This is a genomic window from Micromonospora sp. CNZ299 (genome assembly GCF_002754415.1).
The window spans coordinates 5,406,054-5,426,908 of record NZ_PEFG01000001.1; the positions used below are offsets into that span (position 1 = coordinate 5,406,054).

Annotated in this window: 19 protein-coding genes and 1 pseudogene; 13 read left to right on the forward strand and 7 right to left on the reverse strand. The window is 70.0% G+C overall.

The features are described from left to right. Positions 1-10 precede the first annotated feature (10 nt). Complete coding sequence (locus tag CLT68_RS24660; protein WP_099854433.1) at positions 11-586, forward strand: winged helix-turn-helix domain-containing protein; 576 nt, start codon at positions 11-13, stop codon at positions 584-586. A gap of 92 nt (positions 587-678) precedes the next feature. Next, positions 679-1,185, forward strand: a complete 507-nt coding sequence (locus CLT68_RS24665) for a VOC family protein (RefSeq protein ID WP_158240922.1) — start codon at positions 679-681, stop codon at positions 1,183-1,185. Between the two features lie 67 nt (positions 1,186-1,252). On the opposite strand, the gene CLT68_RS24670 is transcribed toward CLT68_RS24665, so the two are convergent. Further along, entirely contained in the window at positions 1,253-2,149 is an 897-nt protein-coding gene (locus tag CLT68_RS24670; RefSeq protein ID WP_099854437.1) for an AurF N-oxygenase family protein, read from the reverse strand. 48 nt (positions 2,150-2,197) lie between these two features. Between CLT68_RS24670 and CLT68_RS24675 the strand changes: the two genes are divergently transcribed. From CLT68_RS24675 to CLT68_RS24710, 8 genes are all read left to right on the forward strand, one after another. Beyond that, complete coding sequence (locus tag CLT68_RS24675; protein WP_099854439.1) at positions 2,198-2,926, forward strand: TetR/AcrR family transcriptional regulator; 729 nt, start codon at positions 2,198-2,200, stop codon at positions 2,924-2,926. Next, on the forward strand, positions 2,923-3,222 hold the full coding sequence (locus tag CLT68_RS24680) for a DUF4873 domain-containing protein (protein WP_099854441.1): 300 nt from the start codon (positions 2,923-2,925) through the stop codon (positions 3,220-3,222). The genes CLT68_RS24675 and CLT68_RS24680 overlap by 4 nt, the downstream gene beginning before the upstream one ends. Continuing rightward, complete coding sequence (locus tag CLT68_RS24685; protein ID WP_099854443.1) at positions 3,223-4,716, forward strand: flavin-containing monooxygenase; 1,494 nt, start codon at positions 3,223-3,225, stop codon at positions 4,714-4,716. Then, on the forward strand, positions 4,706-5,578 hold the full coding sequence (locus CLT68_RS24690; protein ID WP_099854445.1) for an SDR family oxidoreductase: 873 nt from the start codon (positions 4,706-4,708) through the stop codon (positions 5,576-5,578). Before CLT68_RS24685 ends, CLT68_RS24690 begins: the two co-directional genes overlap by 11 nt. Continuing rightward, a complete protein-coding gene (locus CLT68_RS24695; RefSeq protein ID WP_099854447.1) occupies positions 5,575-6,435 on the forward strand; it encodes an alpha/beta fold hydrolase in 861 nt (286 codons plus the stop codon). Before CLT68_RS24690 ends, CLT68_RS24695 begins: the two co-directional genes overlap by 4 nt. 41 nt (positions 6,436-6,476) lie before the next feature. After that, positions 6,477-7,097, forward strand: coding sequence for an acyl-CoA-like ligand-binding transcription factor (locus tag CLT68_RS24700; protein WP_099854449.1), 621 nt, complete (start codon positions 6,477-6,479; stop codon positions 7,095-7,097). A gap of 73 nt (positions 7,098-7,170) precedes the next feature. Next, a complete protein-coding gene (locus CLT68_RS24705; protein WP_088948664.1) occupies positions 7,171-8,751 on the forward strand; it encodes an MDR family MFS transporter in 1,581 nt (526 codons plus the stop codon). A gap of 247 nt (positions 8,752-8,998) precedes the next feature. Continuing rightward, positions 8,999-10,558 carry an OFA family MFS transporter gene (locus CLT68_RS24710; protein WP_099854451.1) on the forward strand — a complete coding sequence of 520 codons (1,560 nt, stop codon included), beginning with the start codon at positions 8,999-9,001 and terminating at the stop codon, positions 10,556-10,558. Positions 10,559-10,634: 76 nt separating this feature from the next. Here CLT68_RS24710 and nrfD read toward each other — a convergent pair whose 3' ends face one another. The 4 genes and pseudogenes from nrfD to CLT68_RS24735 form a co-directional block, all read right to left on the reverse strand. After that, positions 10,635-11,699, reverse strand: a complete 1,065-nt coding sequence (nrfD, locus tag CLT68_RS24715; RefSeq protein ID WP_099854453.1) for an NrfD/PsrC family molybdoenzyme membrane anchor subunit — start codon at positions 11,697-11,699, stop codon at positions 10,635-10,637. Beyond that, complete coding sequence (locus CLT68_RS24720; RefSeq protein ID WP_099854455.1) at positions 11,696-12,739, reverse strand: 4Fe-4S dicluster domain-containing protein; 1,044 nt, start codon at positions 12,737-12,739, stop codon at positions 11,696-11,698. Before CLT68_RS24720 ends, nrfD begins: the two co-directional genes overlap by 4 nt. 30 nt (positions 12,740-12,769) lie before the next feature. Further along, positions 12,770-16,018: pseudogene (gene fdh / locus CLT68_RS24725) on the reverse strand (formate dehydrogenase); the annotation flags it as partial. A 145-nt stretch (positions 16,019-16,163) separates the two neighbouring features. Further along, positions 16,164-16,961 carry a PrsW family glutamic-type intramembrane protease gene (locus CLT68_RS24735; protein WP_099854461.1) on the reverse strand — a complete coding sequence of 266 codons (798 nt, stop codon included), beginning with the start codon at positions 16,959-16,961 and terminating at the stop codon, positions 16,164-16,166. A 109-nt stretch (positions 16,962-17,070) separates the two neighbouring features. Here CLT68_RS24735 and CLT68_RS24740 point away from each other — a divergent pair, with 109 nt between their 5' ends. Continuing rightward, the gene (locus CLT68_RS24740; RefSeq protein WP_099854463.1) at positions 17,071-17,775 is read left to right on the forward strand and encodes a permease-like cell division protein FtsX; all 705 of its coding nucleotides are present in this window, start codon (positions 17,071-17,073) and stop codon (positions 17,773-17,775) included. Between the two features lie 116 nt (positions 17,776-17,891). Here CLT68_RS24740 and CLT68_RS24745 read toward each other — a convergent pair whose 3' ends face one another. Beyond that, on the reverse strand, positions 17,892-18,311 hold the full coding sequence (locus CLT68_RS24745) for an ASCH domain-containing protein (RefSeq protein WP_099854465.1): 420 nt from the start codon (positions 18,309-18,311) through the stop codon (positions 17,892-17,894). Between the two features lie 77 nt (positions 18,312-18,388). Here CLT68_RS24745 and CLT68_RS24750 point away from each other — a divergent pair, with 77 nt between their 5' ends. Further along, a complete protein-coding gene (locus tag CLT68_RS24750) occupies positions 18,389-18,787 on the forward strand; it encodes an NUDIX domain-containing protein (RefSeq protein ID WP_099854467.1) in 399 nt (132 codons plus the stop codon). Positions 18,788-18,789: 2 nt separating this feature from the next. On the opposite strand, the gene CLT68_RS24755 is transcribed toward CLT68_RS24750, so the two are convergent. Beyond that, positions 18,790-19,863 carry an XdhC/CoxI family protein gene (locus CLT68_RS24755; RefSeq protein WP_099854469.1) on the reverse strand — a complete coding sequence of 358 codons (1,074 nt, stop codon included), beginning with the start codon at positions 19,861-19,863 and terminating at the stop codon, positions 18,790-18,792. 118 nt (positions 19,864-19,981) lie between these two features. Here CLT68_RS24755 and CLT68_RS24760 point away from each other — a divergent pair, with 118 nt between their 5' ends. Further along, complete coding sequence (locus CLT68_RS24760) at positions 19,982-20,854, forward strand: FAD binding domain-containing protein (RefSeq protein ID WP_099854471.1); 873 nt, start codon at positions 19,982-19,984, stop codon at positions 20,852-20,854. Position 20,855: the final 1 nt, after the last annotated feature.

The window sequence follows — 20,855 nt, forward strand, 5'->3', positions numbered from 1 at the left end:
TGTCAGGACCATGACGAGAGTTGGGCAGGGATGCCCATCGATCCCGGGCGGTGCTGTGGCCGAGGACGACGAGGCAACGTTGAACAGGGGTGATCCGGCCGACGAGCCGTTCCCGCTGCTGATCGCGGTGACCTCGTCGCCGGCCGAGCGCATCCGGCTCGCGGAGCGCCTCGACGGCATCGCGCCACTGCTGCTGGTGGCCGACCTCGACGAGCTACGCCGGCTGATCGCCGCCCCGCAGCAGGTGGCCGCCGCCGCGTCCGAGCCGCCGCCGGTCGCCGCCCTGGTGATCGACTCGTCCCGCTCCAGCGCCCGCTGCGGTGATCGCGAAATCGATCTCACCCGCCTGGAACACGACCTGTTGACCTGCCTGATCACCGAGCCGGCCCGGGTCTGGAGCTACGCGGAGTTGCACCGGTCGGTCTGGGGTGACGAGGGGCGCGAACGCAAGGCGGACGTGCAGTCACTCGTGAAGCGGCTGCGCCGCAAGCTGCACGACCTCGGCACCGGGACCACCATCGACGTCGTTCGAGGGGTGGGGCTCCGGCTGACCGACCACCAGCAGGCGCGGGTCGAACGGGCCTGACGGCGCCGTCGCATGAACCGGTCTCACGGGGGGTACGACGTGAAGATCAGCAACACGACAGGCGACGAAGAACGCTGGTAAGGAGAGTCAAAGTGGCATTCCCGAACCTCGCGAACGTGTCCATCGGCCTCAGGTCGGCAGCGCACGTCGGGATCGCGGTGAGTGACCTGGACCGCTCGGTCGCGTTCTACCAGGCCCTGCTCGGCAAGGAACCGGTCGTACGGGACGAGAGCATGCACGGGGCCGGCTTCGCGCAGTCGCAGGGGCTGCCGACGACGAAGCTGCGGTACGCCACCTTCAACCTCGACAACCTCGGGATCGATCTGATCCAGTTCCAGGAGCCGGTCGGTGACATCGCCCAGGTGGCGGCCAACCGCCCCGGTTCGATGCACCTGTGCTTCCACGTGGACGACGTGCGCTCGGTCTTCGACCGGATGAGCGAGGCCGGGTTCGAGTTCCTCGGTCAGCCGTACACCTTCGCTGCCGGCGAGGTGAACCCGCCGGCTGCGGTCGGCACCGAGGTCGCGTACTTCAACGATCCCGACGGCACGAACCTTGAGATCATCGCGCCGAAGGGTGGCTTCGCCCGCAGCGAGTGAGCCCACCGGGCGGCGTGGGGGCCGGCCGGAGACGGCGCCCCCATGCCGTTCCACGAGCGACGACAGGTCAGATCAGCCCGGCCCGCGCCCACAGCAGACGCCCCGGCCCGGCCACCAGGCCGACGCCCGCCAGGTTGGCGTGCACCCGCTCCGCCGACCAGCGCAGGGTGGCACGCCAGTGCGGGTTGGCGCGGGCAGCGGCACGACCGACCGCCGGTGGGATGCCCACCGCCGCGTACGCGTCGGGATGGACCAGGCGGTTGGCGATCGTGTAGGCGGCGCGACCAACCAACAGCCGCGCGTACGCCATGCCCACCGGGCCGGTGGCCTCGACGGCGGCGGCCAGTTCCTCACGGGCGAACCGGACGTGTCGCGCCTCCTCCACCACGTGGATGCGGGAGACCATCCGGATGAGCGGCTGGAGCGACTCGTCCGCCATGATCTCGCGCTGGAACGCGTCGAGGATCTCCTCCGCGATGAGGATCGCGGCGTACATCCGGGGGCCGCTGGCGGTGGCCTTGAGGAAGCGCCCGAGGTGGTGGTCCACAGTGCTCGCGCGGTAGACCGGACAACCCATCGCCTCGATCAGCCGGCCGAACATGATGGAGTGCCGGCACTCGTCGGCGACCTCGGTCAACGCGTACTGGGCCTGCCGACTGGTCGGGTCGGCGCGGTAGTACTCCCGGATCAGCATCTGCATGAGGATCGTCTCGAACCACAGCCCGGCGCTGGCCGCGCTGGCCACCTCGTGCTTGGTGAGCTCGACGCGCTGCTCCTCGCTGAGCTGCTCCCACAGTGGCGTGCCGTAGAGGCTGCTGCGCTGCGGCGGGAGCCAGTAGGCGCCGGGGGTGTGCGGGGCGTCCCAGTCGATTTCGACTGTGGGGTCGTAGCTGGTCCGCAGTGAGGACGTGAGTAGTCGCTCGGCGACCGCCGCACGCCCGGTCTCCGCCGATGCGGCTTCCATGGCTCCTCCATATTGACGTGACGACCGGTAACTGTTACGAGTAGTAGCATGCAATCGCCGCTCACCGATGTCAATGCATCCGACCCGCCGGTCACGCCCCCCGACGGCGGTCCGAAGGCGAAGGGCAACGGCCGCCGGGACCGCTGGGCAGACCATCGTGAGCAACGACGGCAGGAGCTGGTCGGGGCTGCCGTGCAGGCGCTGCTGCGGCACGGGCCGGAGGTCGACATGGAACAGGTCGCCGCCACGGCAGGCGTCAGCAAACCGGTCCTGTACCGCTACTTCGCCGACAAGTCGCAGCTCTGGGTCGCGGTCAGCGAGGTGGTGGCGGCCCGGGTGGTCGACGCCATCGCGCCGGCGATCGAGCAGGTCCGCGAGGAGCGTGACCTGGTCGAGGCGACGATCGACGCGTACCTCGGGGTGATCGAGTCACAGCCCACGCTCTACCGGTTCCTGATGCGACAGTCCGGCCAACCCGGCATCCACCAGGTGGTCGCCGGCACCAGCCGACAGGTTGCCGCCGGGCTGGCCCGGGTGATCGGTGACCGCCTGCGGGCTCTGGGCCTGGACGCCGGCCCGGCGGAGCCGTGGGCGTACGGCCTGGTGGGTTTCGTGCAGGCGGTCGGTGACTGGTGGACCACGCACGGCCAGCCGATCAGTCGGGCCGCCCTCACCGACTACCTGACCGCTCTGCTGTGGAGCGGCATCGAGGGGGTACGGGCCAGCGCCGACCTGCCGCACGAGCTCACCCGCGCCCACGAGCGGATCGTGCCGTGAGCTACCACGGCCCGGCGGGTGTCGAGGGCACCTCGGTCCGGGTGCACCTCAGCGGGCGGTGGGAGCCGGTCGACGGCCGCTTCCACTGGGGTGGGCGGATCGAGCCCGAGCCACGGGTGGCCCACCTACTGCGCTCCGGCCGACGCGACGTCGAGTTGCGCATCGCCGACCGCGTCCGGGCCGCCCGACTGGCCGAGGTCGACCCGTGGGGCGGCGTACGGATCACCGGCGTGGGCGATCCGCCCTGGCCGCCCGTGGCCGACCCGACTTCCGCGTCCGAGCTCACGGAGGGGTGAATGGAGACAGACGTTGCCATCATCGGCGCCGGCTTCGGTGGCCTGGGCGCCGCCATCCGCCTCCAGCGGGCCGGCTTCACCGACTTTCTCGTCTTCGACCGGGGTGAGGACGTCGGCGGCACCTGGCGTGACAACACCTACCCGGGCTGCGCCTGCGACGTCCCGTCGCACCTCTACTCGTTCTCCTTCGCCCCCAACCCCCGCTGGTCGAACACGTTCTCCGGTCAGCCGGAGATCTGGGACTACCTGCGCGGCTGCGTCGACCGCTTCGGGATCCGCCCGAGGTTGCGGTTGCGCCACGAGGTGCACGAGGTGAGGTGGGACGACCAGCGCCAACGCTGGCTGCTGCGCACCTCCGGCGGCGACCACAGCGCCCGCGTCCTGATCTGTGCCGCCGGCCCGCTCAGTGACCCGGCCGTCCCCGACCTGCCCGGGATCGACGGGTTCGCCGGCACGGTGTTCCACTCCGCCCGTTGGCGGCACGACCACGACCTGGCCGGCCGGCGCGTCGCGGTGATCGGCACCGGCGCCTCGGCCGTCCAGTTCGTGCCACAGATCCAGCCGACGGTCGAGAAGCTGACGCTCTTCCAGCGCACCCCCGCGTGGATCATGCCGAGGTTGTCGCGCCGGATCAGCGGGGTCGAGCAGGCCGCGTTCCGCACCGTGCCCGGCGCGCAACGGGCCGCCCGGGCAGGGCTCTATCTGGTACGCGAGGGCATGGGCCTGGGCTTCCTGCACCCGGCGGTCAACCGCCTCGCCTCGCGCCTGTCCCTGCGTACGCTGCGGCGTCAGGTCCCCGACCCGCACCTGCGGGACAAGCTCACCCCCCGCTACGCGATGGGCTGCAAGCGGGTGCTGATCTCCAACGACTACTGGCCGTCGCTCACCCGACCGAACGTCGACGTGGTCACCGCCGGCATCGCTCGGATCGTGCCGGACGGCCTCGTCACCGACGACGACGTCCACCACCCGGCGGACACGATCATCTTCGGCACCGGCTTCCACGTCACCGACTCCCCCGTCGTCCGACGCATCCACGGTCGGGGTGGGCGCAGCCTGGCAGATGCGTGGACCCCCAGCATGCACGCGTACCGGGGCACGACCATCGCAGGCTTCCCCAACCTGTTCTTCCTGCTCGGCCCGAACACCGGGCTCGGGCACACCTCCGTGGTGCTGATGATCGAGGCACAGCTGCAGCTGGTGCTCGCGGCACTGCGTCACATGCGGGCCAAGGGCATCGGGGCCATCGAGCCCACCGGTGACGCGCAACAGCGCTGGACCGAACGGATCGATCAGAAGATGACCGGCACCGTGTGGGAGACCGGCTGTCAGAGCTGGTATCTCGACAGCACCGGCCGCAACACCACCATCTGGCCGGGCTTCGCCACCAGCTTCCGGATGCGGCTGCGCCGGTTCCGACCGGCCGACTACCAGGTCGTCACGCCCGGGAACACCCCCAACGACGCGGAACGGGAGCACGCCGATGCGGTATGACCTGGCGGGCAGGACAGTGCTCATCACCGGCGCGGCGCGCGGCATCGGGGCGCAGATGGCCCGCGAGGCGGTCGCGCGGGGCGCCCAGGTCGCCGTCGTTGGTCTGGAGGGCGAGCTGCTCAAACAGCTCGGTGCCGACCTCGACGCGCACTGGTACGAGTGTGACGTCACCGACCAGGCGGCGTTGGACGCGGCAGTGGCGTCCACTGTCGACCGCTTCGGTGGCATCGACGTTGTCGTGGCCAACGCGGGCATCGCGAACCTCGGCACCGTCGCCGTGGGACCGGTCGACGCGCTGGTCCGTACCGTCGAGGTGAATCTCTGCGGCGCGATCCGCACGGTCAGCGCGGCGCTGCCGCACGTCACCGCCGCCCGTGGCCACGTCCTGATCATCTCGTCGGCCGCCGCTTTCACGGCGATGCCCGGGATGGCGGCCTACTGCGCGTCCAAGGCGGGTGTGGAGCAGTTCGCCAACGTGCTGCGCCTGGAGACCCGCTCACGCGGCGTCACCGTCGGCACGGCGCATCCGATCTGGATCGACACCGACCTGGTCCGCGACATCCGTGACGACCTGGCGTCCTTCCGCGCCACACTGCGCCGGTTGCCGTGGCCCCTGTCCACCGTCGTCCCGGTCGAGCAGTGCGTCGAGGCCCTGCTCCGCGGCATCGAGCGCCGCAAACGCAAGGTGTACGTGCCACGGTCGCTGGCCATGGTGCAGGCGCTGCGGCCGGTGGTGCTGAGCGGCCCCTCCGACGCGTTGATCACCCGCTTCGGTGGCCAGACCATGGTCGGCCAGATGGAAGACGAGGTACGCCAGCTCGGGCGTTCCTTCGGCAGGACGTCGGTGGGAGGGCAGTCATGAGCATTCAGTTCCGACGTGCGGGCAGCGGCGAGCCCCTCCTGCTCATCCACGGCATCGGTCACCGTCACCAGGCGTGGGAGCCGGTGTTCGAGCGGCTCACCGCCCACCACGAGGTGATCGCGCTCGACCTGCCCGGATTCGGGAACTCTCCGGTGCCGGGCACCGGCATGCCCGCCGACATGGCCGCTACCGTGGCCGGGGTCCTGCCGGTCCTGACCGAGTGGGGGCTGGAGCGTCCGCACGTCGCCGGCTACAGCCTCGGTGGGGCGATCGCCCTGGAGCTTGCGGCGATGGGGGCGGCCGCCTCGGCCACCGCCTTCTCCCCCGCCGGCTTCTTCACCCCGGCGGAGCGCCGACGGGCGCTGGCCATCCTCCGGATGCTGCGGGCCAACTCGTACCTGCCCACCCCGATCATGCGGGTCGCGCTGCGCTCGGCGTACCTGCGGGCGTTGTGCTTCGCGCCGCTGATGGCCCGCCCGACCCTGCTGGACGTCGAGCGCGCGCTGGGTGACGCGCTCGCTCTGCGACGTGGGCTCGGCTTCAACGCCGTGGCCCGAGCCGCCCGCGACTATCGCTTCGACTGCCTTCGGCTGTCCGACCCGACGGTGCCGGTGACCATCGGCTGGGGCGACCGCGACCGGATCTTCGGCGTCCACCAGGCCGAGCGCGCCCGGGCGGGCCTGCCGGCGGCACGGGTGGTGACGCTGCCCAGGTGCGGGCACGTCCCGATGAGCGACGACCCGGACCTGGTCGCCGGGCTCATCCTGGAGACCACCGGCGCCGTGCCCCGCACCGAGAGACCGATCCGTCCGGCTCCGACCAGCATCGCGAGTCAGGAAGATCACTTCACACTCTAAAAACTTGCAGGGTGTGCAAGTTCGCTCCTAATCTCGCTCGCGTGACCGACACCGACCAAGCCGCGCCCGGGCGTCGCGACCGCAAGAAGGCGCAGACGCGGGCCGCGCTGACCGCCGCCGCGCTGCGGCTGGTCGCCGAACGCGGCCTGGAGCACGTGACGGTGGAGGAGATCAGCGAGGCCGCGGACGTGTCCTCGCGGACCTTCTTCAACTACTTCACCTGCAAGGACGAGGCTCTCACCGACGATCCGGCGCTCGACGGCAACCCCGTCGTGGCGCGTCTGGCGGCCGCCCCTGCGCAGGTGCCGACGTTGCAGGCCGTCCGGCTGGCCCTCGACGAGGCGATCGACACGATCCAGGCCGATCGGGAATTGTGGCGGCTACGGCTGGCGGTCATCACCCAGAACCCCGCGCTGCTGCCCCGGCTGGTGTCCGGCAACATCGCGACGGAGCGAGCCATGGTCTCGGTCATCGCCACCCGCCTCGGCGTAGGTGCCGACCACGGACTCCCGCCGCTCATCACCGCTGTCACCAGTGCTGCCTTCCACACCGCGATGCTGCGCTGGTCCGCCGACGACGACACCCGCCCCCTGCGCGACTTCGTCGACGAGGCGTTCGCCGCGATCGCCGCCGGGCTGCCGGATCCGCCGTCCCCCTCCTGACCCGCCACTGCCCGCCCCGCCGCACCAGCTGCTGGGCCAGTCACCCCGCCACAAACCCGCCGAGGGAGCGTCAATGACCACCACCGTCCCGCCCGCCGACACCGCCGAGGTCGGCACGCGCATGTCGCGTCGGGAGGTTCTCCAGGCCCTTTCCGGCCTGATGGTCGGCATGTTCGTGTCCATCCTCGCCTCCACGGTGGTGGCGAACGCGCTGCCGCGGATCATCGCGGACCTGAACGGCAGCCAGACCGTCTACACGTGGATCGTCACCAGCGAACTGCTCGCCATGACGGCGACGGTGCCGCTGTGGGGCAAGATGGCCGACCTGTACAGCAAGAAGCTGCTGATCCAACTCTCGCTGGGCCTGTTCGTGGTGGGTTCGCTCATCGCGGGCTTCACGCCGAACGTCGAGGTGCTGCTGCTCAGCCGTGTCGTCCAGGGCATCGGCGCCGGCGGCATGACGGCGCTGGCCACGATCGTCATGGCGGCGATGATCCCTCCCCGTGAGCTGGGCCGCTACGCCGGCATCTTCGGCGCGGTCTTCGGTGTGGGCACCATCGCCGGTCCGCTGATCGGTGGCCTGCTCGTCGACACGTCCTGGCTGGGCTGGCGGTGGTGCTTCCTGATCGGCGTCCCGTTCAGCATCATCTCCATCGCCCTGCTCCAGCGCACCCTGCACCTGCCGGTCATCCGCCGCAAGGCAAAGATCGACTGGCTGGGCGCCCTGCTCATCACCTCTGGTGTCTCCACGCTGCTGATCTGGTCGTCCCTGGCCGGGAACAAGTTCGAGTGGGCCTCCGGCTGGACGGCCCTGATGGTCGTCGGCGGTCTGGTCCTGCTGGCGCTGGCCGTGCTCGTCGAATCTCGCGCCGAGGAGCCGATCGTCCCGCTGGGCATCTTCCGCAACCGCACGGTCTCCCTGGCCACGATCGCCAGCGTGCTGGTCGGTGTCGCGCTGTTCGGCGGCACCGTCTTCCTGTCCCAGTACTTCCAGATCTCGCTGGGCAAGTCGCCCACCGTCGCGGGCCTGATGAGCCTCCCGATGATCTTCGGCCTGCTCGTCTCGTCGACGGTCGCCGGACAGCTCATCACCAAGTACGGCCGGTGGAAGGCATACCTGGTGGCCGGCGCCGCGGTGATGAGCGTCGGGATGCTGCTCCTGGGCACCATCGACGCCAACACCAGCGTCCTCGTGCTGTCGATCTACATGGCCGTGCTGGGCGTCGGCGTCGGCATGCTCATGCAGAACCTCGTGCTGGCCGCACAGAACGACGTACCGGCCCACGAGCTCGGCGTCACCACCTCCGTGCTGACGTTCTTCCGCAGCATGGGCGGCGCCATCGGGGTCAGTGCCCTCGGCGCGGTCCTGGCGAACCGGGTGGCCTCGCTGACCGCCGAGCGGCTCGGCCCGGCGGCGACGGCCGGCGGTGGCTCCGCCGAGGTGCCCGACCTGTCCACCCTGCCCGAGCCGGTGCTGCGCATCGTGCAGGACGTGTACGGCATCGCCACCGCGGATCTCTTCCTGGTCGGCGCGCCGTTCGCCCTGCTCGCGCTGATCGTCGTGCTGTTCATCAGGGAGAAGCCGCTGCACACCCTCAGCGGGGAGGAACGACGCGTCCAGGAGGAGGCGGCCGCGAAGGCCGCGATCCACTGAGCGGTACGACAGCAGTCGGGGGCGGGCCGGTAGGCCCGCCCCCGTTCTGTTTCCACCTCCCGCCGCGTTTTTCGGTAATGACATGGCGTGAACCAGCCGACACGTAACGTGAGGTTAAGCCGGAAATCGGCTGACGCCAGACGTGCGCCGGGCCGCCACTGCGGCGGCGCCGCTCGGCCAACTGCCGGGTCGGGACAGCTCGGCAACGTCGCGGCCTACTCAGCCGCAGGAGGTGTGGACGATGCCCATGCTGTCGGTCTTCGATCCCCGGCACACTGTCGCTCCCCCGGGATACAGCCGCTGGCTCATCCCGACCGCGGCACTGGCGGTGCACGTCTGCATCGGCCAGGTCTACGCGACGAGTGTCTACAAGAACTCCCTCATCGCGCACTTCGACACCAGTCAGACGGCGATCGGCGCGATCTTCAGTATCGCCATCGTCATGCTGGGTTCGTCCGCGGCGGTGGGTGGCCGTTGGGTGGAGCGCAACGGGCCGCGCCGGGCCATGTTCGTCTCGGCGTGCTTCTGGGCCGTCGGGTTCCTGGTCGGCGCGCTCGGCATCGCGACCCAGCAGCTGTGGCTGCTCTACCTCGGGTACGGCGTCATCGGCGGCATCGGGCTCGGCATCGGTTACATCTCGCCCGTCTCGACCCTGATCAAGTGGTTCCCGGACCGCCCCGGCCTGGCAACCGGTCTGGCCATCATGGGGTTCGGCGGTGGCGCCCTGGTCGCTGGCCCGCTCGCGCGCCAACTGCTCTCCCTCTACGACTCCGGCTACAACCCCGACAACCCGGCCGCCGTGGCGTCGGGCAGTGCCCTCGTGGCGCTCTTCGTCACGTTCGGCATCGGGTATTTCGTGATCATGATGTTCGGCCCGTTCAACGTCCGGGTTCCGGCGCCGGACTGGCGCCCCGCCGGGTTCGACCCCGCGACCGTGGCCGCTCGACCTCTGGTGACGACGGCGAGCGTGTCGGCGTCGAACGCCGTGCGTACCCGGTCGTTCTGGTTGCTGTGGATCGTGCTGTTCTGCAACGTCACCGCGGGCATCGGCATCCTGGAGCAGGCGAGCCCGATGATCCAGGACTTCTTCCGGGACAACGGGACCGCCACCACTGTCTCGGTGTCGGCTGCGGCCGGTTTCGTGGGAGTGCTGTCGCTGTTCAACATGGCTGGGCGGTTCGTCTGGTCGACGACGTCCGACCTCATCGGCCGCAAGCCCATCTACATGGTCTACCTCGGCGTGGGCATGGTGCTGTACGTGCTGCTCGCCGTGGCCGGCCACTCCGCGACCGCGGTCTTCGTGCTGATCGCCGCCGCGATCATCTCCTTCTACGGCGGTGGCTTCGCCACCATGCCCGCCTACCTGCGTGACCTGTTCGGCACCTTCCAGGTCGGGGCCATCCACGGCCGGATCCTGACCGCCTGGTCGGCCGCGGGTGTCGCCGGCCCGCTGATCGTCAACGGGATCCTCGACACGCAGGGCAAGCCCGGCACCCTCACCGCGGCGGCGTACCGGCCCGCGCTGTTCACCATGGTCGGCATCCTCGCCATCGGGTTCATCGCGAACCTGCTGGTGCGTTCCGTGCCCGAGCGGTTCCACGAACCGGACCGAGGGCCGACCTCGCCCGTGGCGAAGGCGAGTGTCACCGAGCCGGTCGCTCTCGGGCGGGAAAGCCAGCCTCCCGCGCCTCCGCGGGTCGGTAGCCAGACCGGGCGGCTCTGGTTGTCGTGGCTGCTGGTCGCGGTGCTGCTCGGCTACGGCATCGTCCAGACCGCCATCACCGCCGCGAAGCTGTTCACCGGCTGACGCGCGGCGGCCAGACCTCTTGCATCACAACGGAAGGCGCCCCTTCACAGGGGCGCCTTCCGTTTCACCGATCCGCTCAGAGCTGGGTGGTCGACCTGAGCCGCTCCCGTTGTGGCACCACCGTGTACTTCGGATCGCGTGCCGACACCCGTCCCGCCTCGAAGACGCCGAACCGGGTGGCGACCGACGATGCCACGAGGGCGGCGCCGGAGATCGCCGACAGGACCCGGCTGCGTCGGCTGAGCAGGGCGGTGACGGTGCCCACGGCGAGCAGGACGCGTCCCGCCTTCACCAGCCGGCCGCTGCGTCCGTGCTGGTAGGGCTCGCTGGTGAGGCCCTGCCGCTCCAACTGGTGCCCTCCGCCGAACTCGACGGCCGCGGCGGCCAGGGCGAGTCGGCGCAGTGGGGCGGTCTCCGCGGCCGGTGCCGCGATCAGTCCCACCCCGGACGCGGCGGCGAGCGCGCTGCCGGCGAAGACGAACGGCAGCGACGGGTAGGCGTCGTGCCAGGACGGCACGGCCGTGTCGGCGAGCAGCACCCCGGTGTACGTCGCCAGCGCCGGTGCGGTGGCCGCGGCGGCCAGGCCGGCGACGTTGCCGATGGGCGGTGCGATCCGACGGGCGAGGCCGAGCACACCGTGCTGCGGGAGCAGCGGCGCGAGCTCGGCGACCGCGGCCACGCCGGCCAGAGGTCCGAACGCGGCGAGGATCCAGGTGCCGACCGACATCGGCGAGGTCACCTTGGCGACCCGGAGCATGTGATGGAACCGGGACGGCCGGCCGAGGTCGTGAACCAGCAGGTACGTGCTGGCGGCGACACCGCCGAGGGCCGTCCAGCGGCCCACCTTGCGCAGCCCGGGTCGTCCGGTCAGTTGGCCGCCCGCGCCGATCAGCGCACTTCCCGCGGCGAGGCCTCCGGTGAACAGGTAGCCGGCGATGTCGTACTTCCACACCGGCGGCTTCAGAACCGGCCGGCCGTAGTAGGAGGCGAAGTCGGCCGGCGGCACCGTGAGCTGCTCACCGCCGTCGCCGCCTCGTCTGCGGGGCTGCCGGTGACGTTTCCCGTCGGGCTGATCGAGGCCGGCCTGGAACTCGCGGAACCGGGCGCCGACCGGCTCGTTCGATGGTGTCTCGTCGGTCATTGCCGCCTACCCAGGAACGCGACCGCCGTGGCGACCGCCATCGTCATCGCCGCCAGGCCGGCGCGCTTCCACATGGCCGGCAGGTCGCGGGTGGTCACGATCGGGTCCGGTGGCAGCCCATACACCTCCGGCTCGTCCAGCAGCAGGAAGAACGCACCGTCACCACCGACGCCGTCGTTCGGGTCGTGCCCGTACAACCGCGCCTCCGGCACTCCCCGCTCGTGCAGCTTCGCCACCCGCTCGGCGGCCCGCTCCCGCAACTCGTCGAGCGGCCCGTACTGGATCGACTCCGTCGGACACGCCTGCGCGCACGCCGGCGTCATGCCCGCACCCAACCGGTCGTAGCACAGCGTGCACTTCCACGCCCGACCGTCATCCTTACGCTGATCGATCACCCCGTACGGACAGGCGGAGATGCAGTAACCGCAGCCGTTGCAGATGTCCTCCTGCACCACCACGGTGCCGAACTCCGTCCGGAACAACGAACCCGTCGGACAGACATCCAGACACGCCGCGTGCGTGCAGTGCTTACACACGTCCGACATCATCAACCACCGGAAATCCGTCCGCCCCTCCGCACCCGAGCCACGCCCCGGCGGCTGCGTACCCGGCATCCCCAGAAACTCCGGGCCGCCCGACATGCGGGCGGCCGCTGCGGGTGAGCCGGTGGGCAGTCCGGGGTCCGTGCCGGTGTCGGTGCTGGTACCCGCGCCCACGGCCGCCGTGAGCGGGCTGACCGATGGCCCGTCGGGTTGCTCCTGGAACGCCGGAGTCGCCCACCCGGCCGAGCGGGGCTGCTCCACGAACGCGACGTGGCGCCACGAGTTCGCGGTCAGCGCGCCCGTGTTGTCGTACGACATGCCCAGCAGGTCGAGCCCGCTCTCGGGGACGCCGTTCCACTCCTTGCAGGCCACCTCGCACGCTTTGCAGCCGATGCAGACGCTGGTGTCGGTGAAGAACCCCATCCGCGGCGGCGGGTTCTCGTAGCCGGCGTCCGGTGCGGGGTCCAGCGGCCCGTACAGGGCGTTGGCGTGGGGCATCGGTCAGGCCTCCTGGTCGCTACTGCTGTCGGCGACGTCGGTCGTGACCATCGGCGGGTATCGGTGGACGAGGTTCCCCGACCGCCGCCGGTAGTCGACGACGAGGCCCAACAGGTCCTGTCCTCTGGGGCGCCGTCCGGGCCGGACGTCGCAGGTGCCGACCTTGCTCTCCTGGATCAGGACGTTGGGGTCGAGGGTGATGCCGAACAGGTCGTTCGCCGAGTCGCCGGTCACCAGGCCCTCGTAGCCGAAGTGGTACGGCAGCCAGACCTGGTGGATGATCCGGCCATCCACGCGCAGCGGCGTGACGCGGTCGGTCACCAGCACCTTCGCCTCGACGGCCGCGCGGCTGGTGACCAGGTGGGCCCAGCCCAGGTGACTCAACCCTCGCAGGGCCGCCAACTCCGGCGACACCTCGACGAACAGCTCGGGTTGCAACTCGGCCAGGGGCGACACGTTGCGGCTCATCGCGCCGGCGGTGTGGTGTTCGGTGAGCCGGCTGATCGTGAACACGTACGGGAAGACGTCGCTGTGCTCCTGCGGCGGGCTGGGATTCAACGAGTTGATCGGGTGCGTGTAGACCTTGCGGGTCGGGTTGGCCTGCTGCCGGTACAGCGGGTTGCGCACCGGCGACTCGACCGGCTCGTAGTGGGTGGGCATCGGTCCGTCGAGCACGCCGGTGGGCGCGTACAACCAGCCCTTGCCGTCGCCCTGGAGGATGAACGGATCGTCGCCGGCAATGCCCGCCACGCCCGAGGCGTCGTGGGCGGGTCGGTATGACGGCGCCTTGTTCTTCTCGAAGTCCGGGACGTCGTAGCCGGTCCACTCGCCCTTCTCCGGGTCCCACCAGACGTAGCGCTTTCGTTCACTCCACGGGTTGCCGTCCGGATCGGCCGAGGCACGGTTGTAGAGGATGCGACGGTTCGCCGGCCAGGCCCAGCCCCACTCCAGGGCGACCAGGGACTGCTCGCTGGCGGGTTTGCGCCGGGCGGCCTGGTTGACACCGTCGGCGTACACGCCGCTGTAGATCCAGCACCCGCAGGCGGTGGAGCCGTCGTCCTTCATCTCCGTGAAGGACGCCAGTGGCCGGCCGGTCGCCACGTCGTACCCGTTGATCTCACGCAGCACCGCCTCGGCGCTCGGCTCGGCGTTCGGGCCGTGCGTGGGGTAGTTCCAGTTCAGGTCGAGCAGCGCCCGGTCGCGCTGCAGGGTCGACTGCGCCAGCCGTTCCCGGATGATGCGGCCGAGGTGATAGAAGAACCACAGCTCGGAGCGGGCGTCGCCTGGCGGCTCGACGGCCTTCTCCCGCCACTGCAACAGGCGCTGCGTCTGGGTGAAGGTGCCCTCCTTCTCCACGTGGGAGGCGGCGGGTAGGAAGAACACCTCGGTGCGGCACTGCTCCGGCGTGATCTCGCCGGTCTCAATCTCCGGCGCGTGCTTCCAGAACGTGGCGCTCTCGATCTCGAACAGGTCCCGGACCACGAGCCAGTCGAGATTGGCCATGCCGAGACGCTGCGCCCGGCCGTGCGCCGAACCGACCGCCGGGTTCTGCCCGAGCAGGAAATAGCCCTTGATCTTGCCGTCGATCATGTCGAGCACCTGCTGGTAGGTGCCGTGGTCGCCGGTCATCCGCGGCATGTACCCGTAGCAGTAGTCGTTCTCCGCGGTGGCGGCCTCACCCCAGTACGCCTTGAGCAGGTTGACGCCGTAGGTGCGGGCGTTGCCCCAGAAGCCCTTCTGGCCGGGGTGGTGGATGCTGTCCACCCACTCGTCGAAGGTGGGGTGGTCGGCGTGGTGCGGCATCGGCAGGTAGCCGGGCAGCAGGTTGAACAGCGTCGGAATGTCCGTGGAGCCCTGGATGCTGGCATGACCGCGCAGCGCCAGGACTCCGCCACCCGGGCGACCCATGTTGCCCAGCAGCAGTTGGATGATCGCGCCGGTGCGGATGTACTGCACACCCACACTGTGCTGCGTCCACCCCACCGAGTAGACGAGCATGCTCGTCCGTTCCCGGCCCGAGTTCGCCGCCCAAGCCTGAGCCAGCTCCAGGAACCGGTCCTGCGGGATCCCACAGACCCGCTCGACCATCTCCGGGGTGTAGCGGGAGTAGTGCCGCTTGAGGATCTGGTAGACGCAGCGCGGATGCTGCAACGTCTCGTCGCGTTCGGTATCGCCGTCGACCGGAGCACCGTGCGACTCGTGCTCCAGCCCGGACGCGGTCTCCCGCTGCGTCTCGGTGTCGCGGGTCGTCTTGTTCTGCCCGTTGCCCGCGTACCGCCAACTGGCCTGGTCGTAGGAGGCGTTCTCCTCCTTGAAGCCGGAGAAGAGCCCGTGCAGGTCCTCGGTGTCGGCGTAGTCCTCGGTCACGATGGTCGCCGCGTTGGTGTACGCGACGACGTACTCCCGGAAGTCCAGCTCGTTTTCGAGGATGTAGCGGATCACGCCGCCGAGCATCGCGATGTCGGTGCCCGCCCGGATCGGCAGGTACGCGTCGGCCACGGCGCTGGTCCGGGTGAACCTCGGATCGACGTGGAACACCTTCGCCCCGCGGCGCTTGGCCTCCATCACCCACTGGAAACCCACCGGGTGCGCCTCGGCCATGTTCGAACCCTGAATGATGATCATGTCGGAGTTCGACAGGTCCTGCTGGTACTGGGTGGCGCCGCCACGACCGAAGCTGGTCCCCAGACCGGGGACGGTGGCGGAGTGTCAAATACGCGCCTGGTTCTCGATCTGCAACGCACCGGCCGCCGTGAACAACTTCTTGATGAGGTAGTTCTCCTCGTTGTCCAGCGTCGCCCCACCCAGACTGGAGATGCCCAGCGTCCGGTTGAGCGGTCGGCCCTCGGCGTCGACGTCCTCCCAGGTCTCGTCCCGGGCGGCCAGGAGCCGATCGGCGATCATGTTCATCGCGGTGTCGAGGTCGAGGTCCTCCCACTCGGTGCCGTACGGCCGGCGGTAGCGGACCGTGGTCTGCCGTAGTGGGCTGGTGACCAGACTCTTGCTGGCCGCGCCCTTCGGGCAGAGCCGACCCCGCGAGATCGGGCTGTCCGGGTCACCCTCGATCTGACTGACCCGCCCGTCCTTGACGAACACCCGCTGACCGCAACCCACCGCGCAGTACGGGCACACCGATCGGGCCATCGAGTCGGCGGTTTCCGTGCGAGCCGTTAGCGCTCGGGATCCATCGGACTTCGCCGCGGCACCCCGCCCCAACGGGTCGGTGCCGGTGAACTGGCGGTAGACCGGCCAGCCCTCGATCCAGCTACGCACCCCCATTGCCGCACCTTCCCGACCAAGCACGCCAAATATGAACACTCTGACGTTAGATGAGGTGCCGGTCCGGTCGCAGCGGGATCACCAACAGTCATGCCTCTCCCGACCTGATCGTGCGGGCCGGGAGAGGCATGAAGTACGGCGATGGTCAGTTCGGTTGGAGCTGACCGAGGGGGTGCTCGGCGAAGGTCCGGTAACGGCGCAGCTCCCAGAACAGCCAGCCGATGCTGATGATCGCCAGCACGATGAAGACCAACGAGCCGGAGAACGTGTCCCAGAGGGTGTGCAGGACGACGACGCCCAGGAACGTACCGATGAACCCGATGAGCCGGCCGACGCTCGGGCTGGCCAACAGCGCCCACAACGCGCCGGCGGTGAGCCCGGTCCAGGCGGTGTGACCGGCGGGCGCGGTCAGACCACGGACGAACAGCGTCTGCTCCACCGCACCGATGTTGCCCTGCGAGCTCAGCAGCGCGCTGAAGGCGTAGCCCATCGTCTCCAGCGCGGCGAACCCCATGCCGGCGGCGATGCCGATGATCAGCCCGTCGGAGGGCACCCGGCGGCGACGCTGGGCCACCACCGTGAACAGCAGGACCACCGGGACGATCAGCTTCGCCGACTCCTCGATCAGCGCGACGAACAGCATCGGCAGGGTGCCGAGCCGGCGCAGGGTGTCGTACTCCAGCGTGCCGGCGACGACAGTGCCGATCACACCACCGAAGAACGCCGACGTCACCAGCACCGACGCCGGCACCTGCCATCGCCCGGTGCGAGCCTGCGCGAACGTCAGGAACGTCAGCGGCACCAGCGTCGCCCCGAGCAGGATCAACGCGGGTACGAAATTCGGGTTCTTGGTGCTGACCAGGGTCCACAGCACCGCCAGGTAAAGGATCAGCCCGACGACGAGCACTCCGACCCACGCCCACCGGCGCCAACGATCACCCATACGGCGCAGTCTGGCGGATCCAGGTTACGAAGACCAGCCACGGAGTTGAGATCCAGACAACGACGCAGGGGCACACTGCCAGCGTCTTGATCACCTACGATCTGCCCCCATGCGTCGCGTAGCACGGTCCCTGGCACTCACACTCCTGCTGGTCCTGTCCACCTGCGCCTCGAAGCCCGAGGTTGCCGGGGACGTGGCATTGACCGTCTTCCTGGACAACGACGCGACGGCGACGCAGAGAGAGGCCGTGCAGCAACGACTCCGGTCGATGCCAAGTGTCGAAGGGGTGGCTCTCGAAACCCGCGAACAGGTGCACGAGCGCTTCAAGGTCGATTTCAAGGACCAACCCGACCTGCTGGCGGACCTCAAGCCGGAGTACGCGCCAGAGCTGGTCCACGCCACCGTCACCGACTCTCTGATCGCCGAAGCGATCGAGGCGGTGATGACCGAGGTCGACGGCGTCGATGAGGTGGCGCTCCGGATCGCCGACGTCGACCCTCGGCCTTCGTGGATCGGGATCATCGTTCGGTTGAAATCCTCGGCGACCAGCGAGCAACGGGCCGCCATCCAGGACGCCGTCCGTGGACTGCCACACGCGAAGTCGGTCGGGTTCGAGGACCGCGACGCCGCGTACGAGCGCCTACGCAAGCGGTGCCAGGGCAAGGGCGACCTCACCGCGCAGCTCAAACCGCCGATGCCGCACGAGTCGTGGCGGTTCGAGCATCCCCTCAACGGCACGGGATCCGGAGTGTCACATCTGATGGACCTCGACGGAGTAGACGGCATCAAACTGGTTCCGGTCGAGATGCTGTAACGCCCTGCTCGCCCGTTGATCGTTGGCAGCTGAGCAGCTCGACACGCCGAGCATCGCACTGCTGAGCTGCCAACGATCGCCCGCCCCGGAGGCCAACCGACGACTCCGCCCGCTGGTCAGACGACGTGCGCCAGCCGGAAGCGCTCGGCTACCACCAAGGTGTCGTCGTCGACGGTGAAGCCGGGGTCGCCCAACTCGGCCCGCACCTCAGCGCTGTGCCAGAACGCCTCGTGCCCCGCGCGCCACTGCGCCACCGACTCGTCACCCTCGCCCTCGTCCAGGGCGTGTTGCAGGTCGACGTCGCCGAGCCGGACCACCCGTACGTCGGTCAGCTCGATGATCGCGACGCGCCGCCCCTCGGAGTCCACCACCGCGGACAGTTGACCCACCTCGGGCAGCGGCTCGTTCGCGCGCTCGTACCCGATCAGCAGGCCGGTCGTCGAGGTCTTCGCGCCGGAGAGGATCGCGGCGACGAGGCTGTCGCGCAGCGGTCCCGGGAACGCGAACTCGGCCAGCGGAAGATCATCGAGTTCCATCAGCGGAGGGTACGCGATCCGGCGTCCCGCGAGGCGACGCCGTCGACAAGCTCGGGGCGACATGGCACGGTCCTCTGGTGGCAACCTATGGCGTCGCTCTCGTGCTGCTGGTCGATCCGTCGGGCGCGGTGCTGCTTCAGCACCGTGATGAGGATGCGCCCGCGTCGCCGGGTCAGTGGAGTCTGCCGGGTGGCCACATCGAGCCCGGCGAGTCACCGGAGGAGGCGGCCCGCCGCGAGCTGCTGGAGGAGACGGGCCTGACAGCGGGTGAACTGCGCCCACTGTGGAGCGGCCCGCGCCCGTACGAACCCGGCTTTCCCCACACCGTCACCGTTCACGTGTTCCGGGGCACCACCACGGCCCGGCAGGAGGACGTGGTTCTCGGTGAGGGGCAGGCCATGGTGTTCGTCCCCCGGGACCAGGTGCTCCACCGTGAGCTGGCGGTCTCCGCGGCGCTGGTTCTGCGCATGATCTAGCGTCAGGTGTGGTGGATCGGGGTCGCCAGGTCGCTGAGCGGCCGGCCCGAGCCGCCCCAGGCCTGCGCGGTGATCTCGGCGGCGATCGCCACGGCCGTCTCCTCGGGTGTCCGCGCGCCCAGGTCCAGCCCGATCGGTGAGCAGAGCCGGGCCAGCGCGGCCTCGCTCACGCCCGCCTCGCGGAGCCGGCGCATCCGGTCGTCGTGTGCGCGGCGGCTGCCCATCGCGCCGATGTAGCGGGCGGGTGTGCGCAGTGCGACCTGGAGCAGCGGCACGTCGAACTTGGGGTCGTGGGTCAGCACGCAGAGCACCGTGCGGTCGTCGACGGTCGTCGACTCCAGGTACGCGTGCGGCCACTGCACCACGAGGTCGTCCGCGTCTGGAAAGCGCGCGCGGGTGGCGAACACCGGGCGGGCGTCGCAGACCGTGACGTGGTAGCCGAGGAACCTGCCGATCCGGGCCATCGCGGCGGCGAAGTCGATCGCGCCGAAGATGATCATGCGGGGCGGCGGCACGTACGACTGGACGAACACCTCCACGTCGTCGCCACGCTGCTCCCCCCGCCGGCCCAGGTGGATCGTGCCGGTGGCGCCGAGGGCGAGCATGCCCCGCGCCTGCCGGGCGGCCGCGTCGTCCAGGTCGGGTGCGCCGAGGCTGCCGGCGATCCGGTCGGGCCAGATCACCAGTTGGGCGTTTTCCACCGATGCGGTGGCGACCGGCCGGCCGTCGGAGATCGCGGCGAGCACCTCGTCGGTCTCGGTCATCGCGACGCCGGGCTGCACAAGGATCTGGATCGTGCCGCCGCAGGTCAGACCGACGTCGAACGCGTCGTCGTCGCTGACACCGAAGGTCTGGGTCTGGGCAGTTCCGGTCTGCAGCGCCGTCCGGCACATCTCGTAGACGGTGCCCTCGACGCAGCCACCGGAGATGCTGCCCAGCACCTCGCCGTGTGCCGAGACGGCCATCGCCGCCCCGGGTTGCCGGGGCGCGGACTGCCAGGTCCGCACGACGGTCGCGACGGCGAACACGACGCCGGCCGAACGCCAGGTCGTCAGCCCGTCGACGATGTCCCGCATGGCCGCACGATCCGCGAGCCCGGGCCGCACCGTCAACGGCGACCTAAGCAACTGCTTAGGTCGCCGTTGACTTTGGTCACCGTCGGGCAGAGATTTTGCCGGACTGCGGAGGTACGACATGCAGGTGCCGGCACCGTTCGAGTACGAGCGAGCCACCAGTGTGGACCATGCGATCAGCCTTCTGGAGCATCGCGGCGGCACCGCCCGCCTGATCGCCGGCGGGCACAGCCTGCTGCCGATGATGAAGCTCCGGCTGGCCAACTTCGACTATCTGATCGACATCAACGACCTGCACGCCGAGCTGGGCTACGTCGAGACGGGCCCGGACGAGGTTCGCATCGGGGCGCTGACCCGCCATCGGGAGCTGCTCGAATCCTCCGTGCTGGGGGCGGCGTTCCCCATCTTCGCCGACGCCGAGCGGGTGATCGCCGACCCGGTGGTGCGCAACCGGGGCACGCTGGGCGGCTCGCTCTGCCAGGCCGACCCGTCCGAGGACCTCTCGGCGGTGTGCACGACCCTGGACGCGCGGTGCGTGATCCGGGGTCCGGGCGGCGCGGAGCGGGTCGTGTCGATGGAGGACTTCCACGTCGGGCCGTACGAGACGGCCGTCGCGGACGACGAGATCCTGGTCGAGATCCGGCTACCAGTGCGGCCCGGCTGCGGCAGCGCGTACGCCAAGGTCGAGCGCCGGGCCGGCGACTGGGCCGTGGTGTCGGCCGGCGCGGCGGTGTGGCTCGACGGCGGCGCGATCGTCGACGCCCGGGTCGGGCTCGCGGCGGTCGGCCCCAACACGACGGGCATCCCGGAGATCTCGGCCGCGTTGCGCGGGCAGGAACCCTCGGAGGGGCTCTACGAGCAGGCCGGGGCGATCGCGGCGCGCAGCTGCGACCCGGTGACCGACCAGCGCGGCAGCGCGGACTACAAGCGGCATCTGGCCGCCGAGCTGACCAGGCGGACCCTGCGCCGGGCCGTCGAACGGGCGAGGAGCTGAG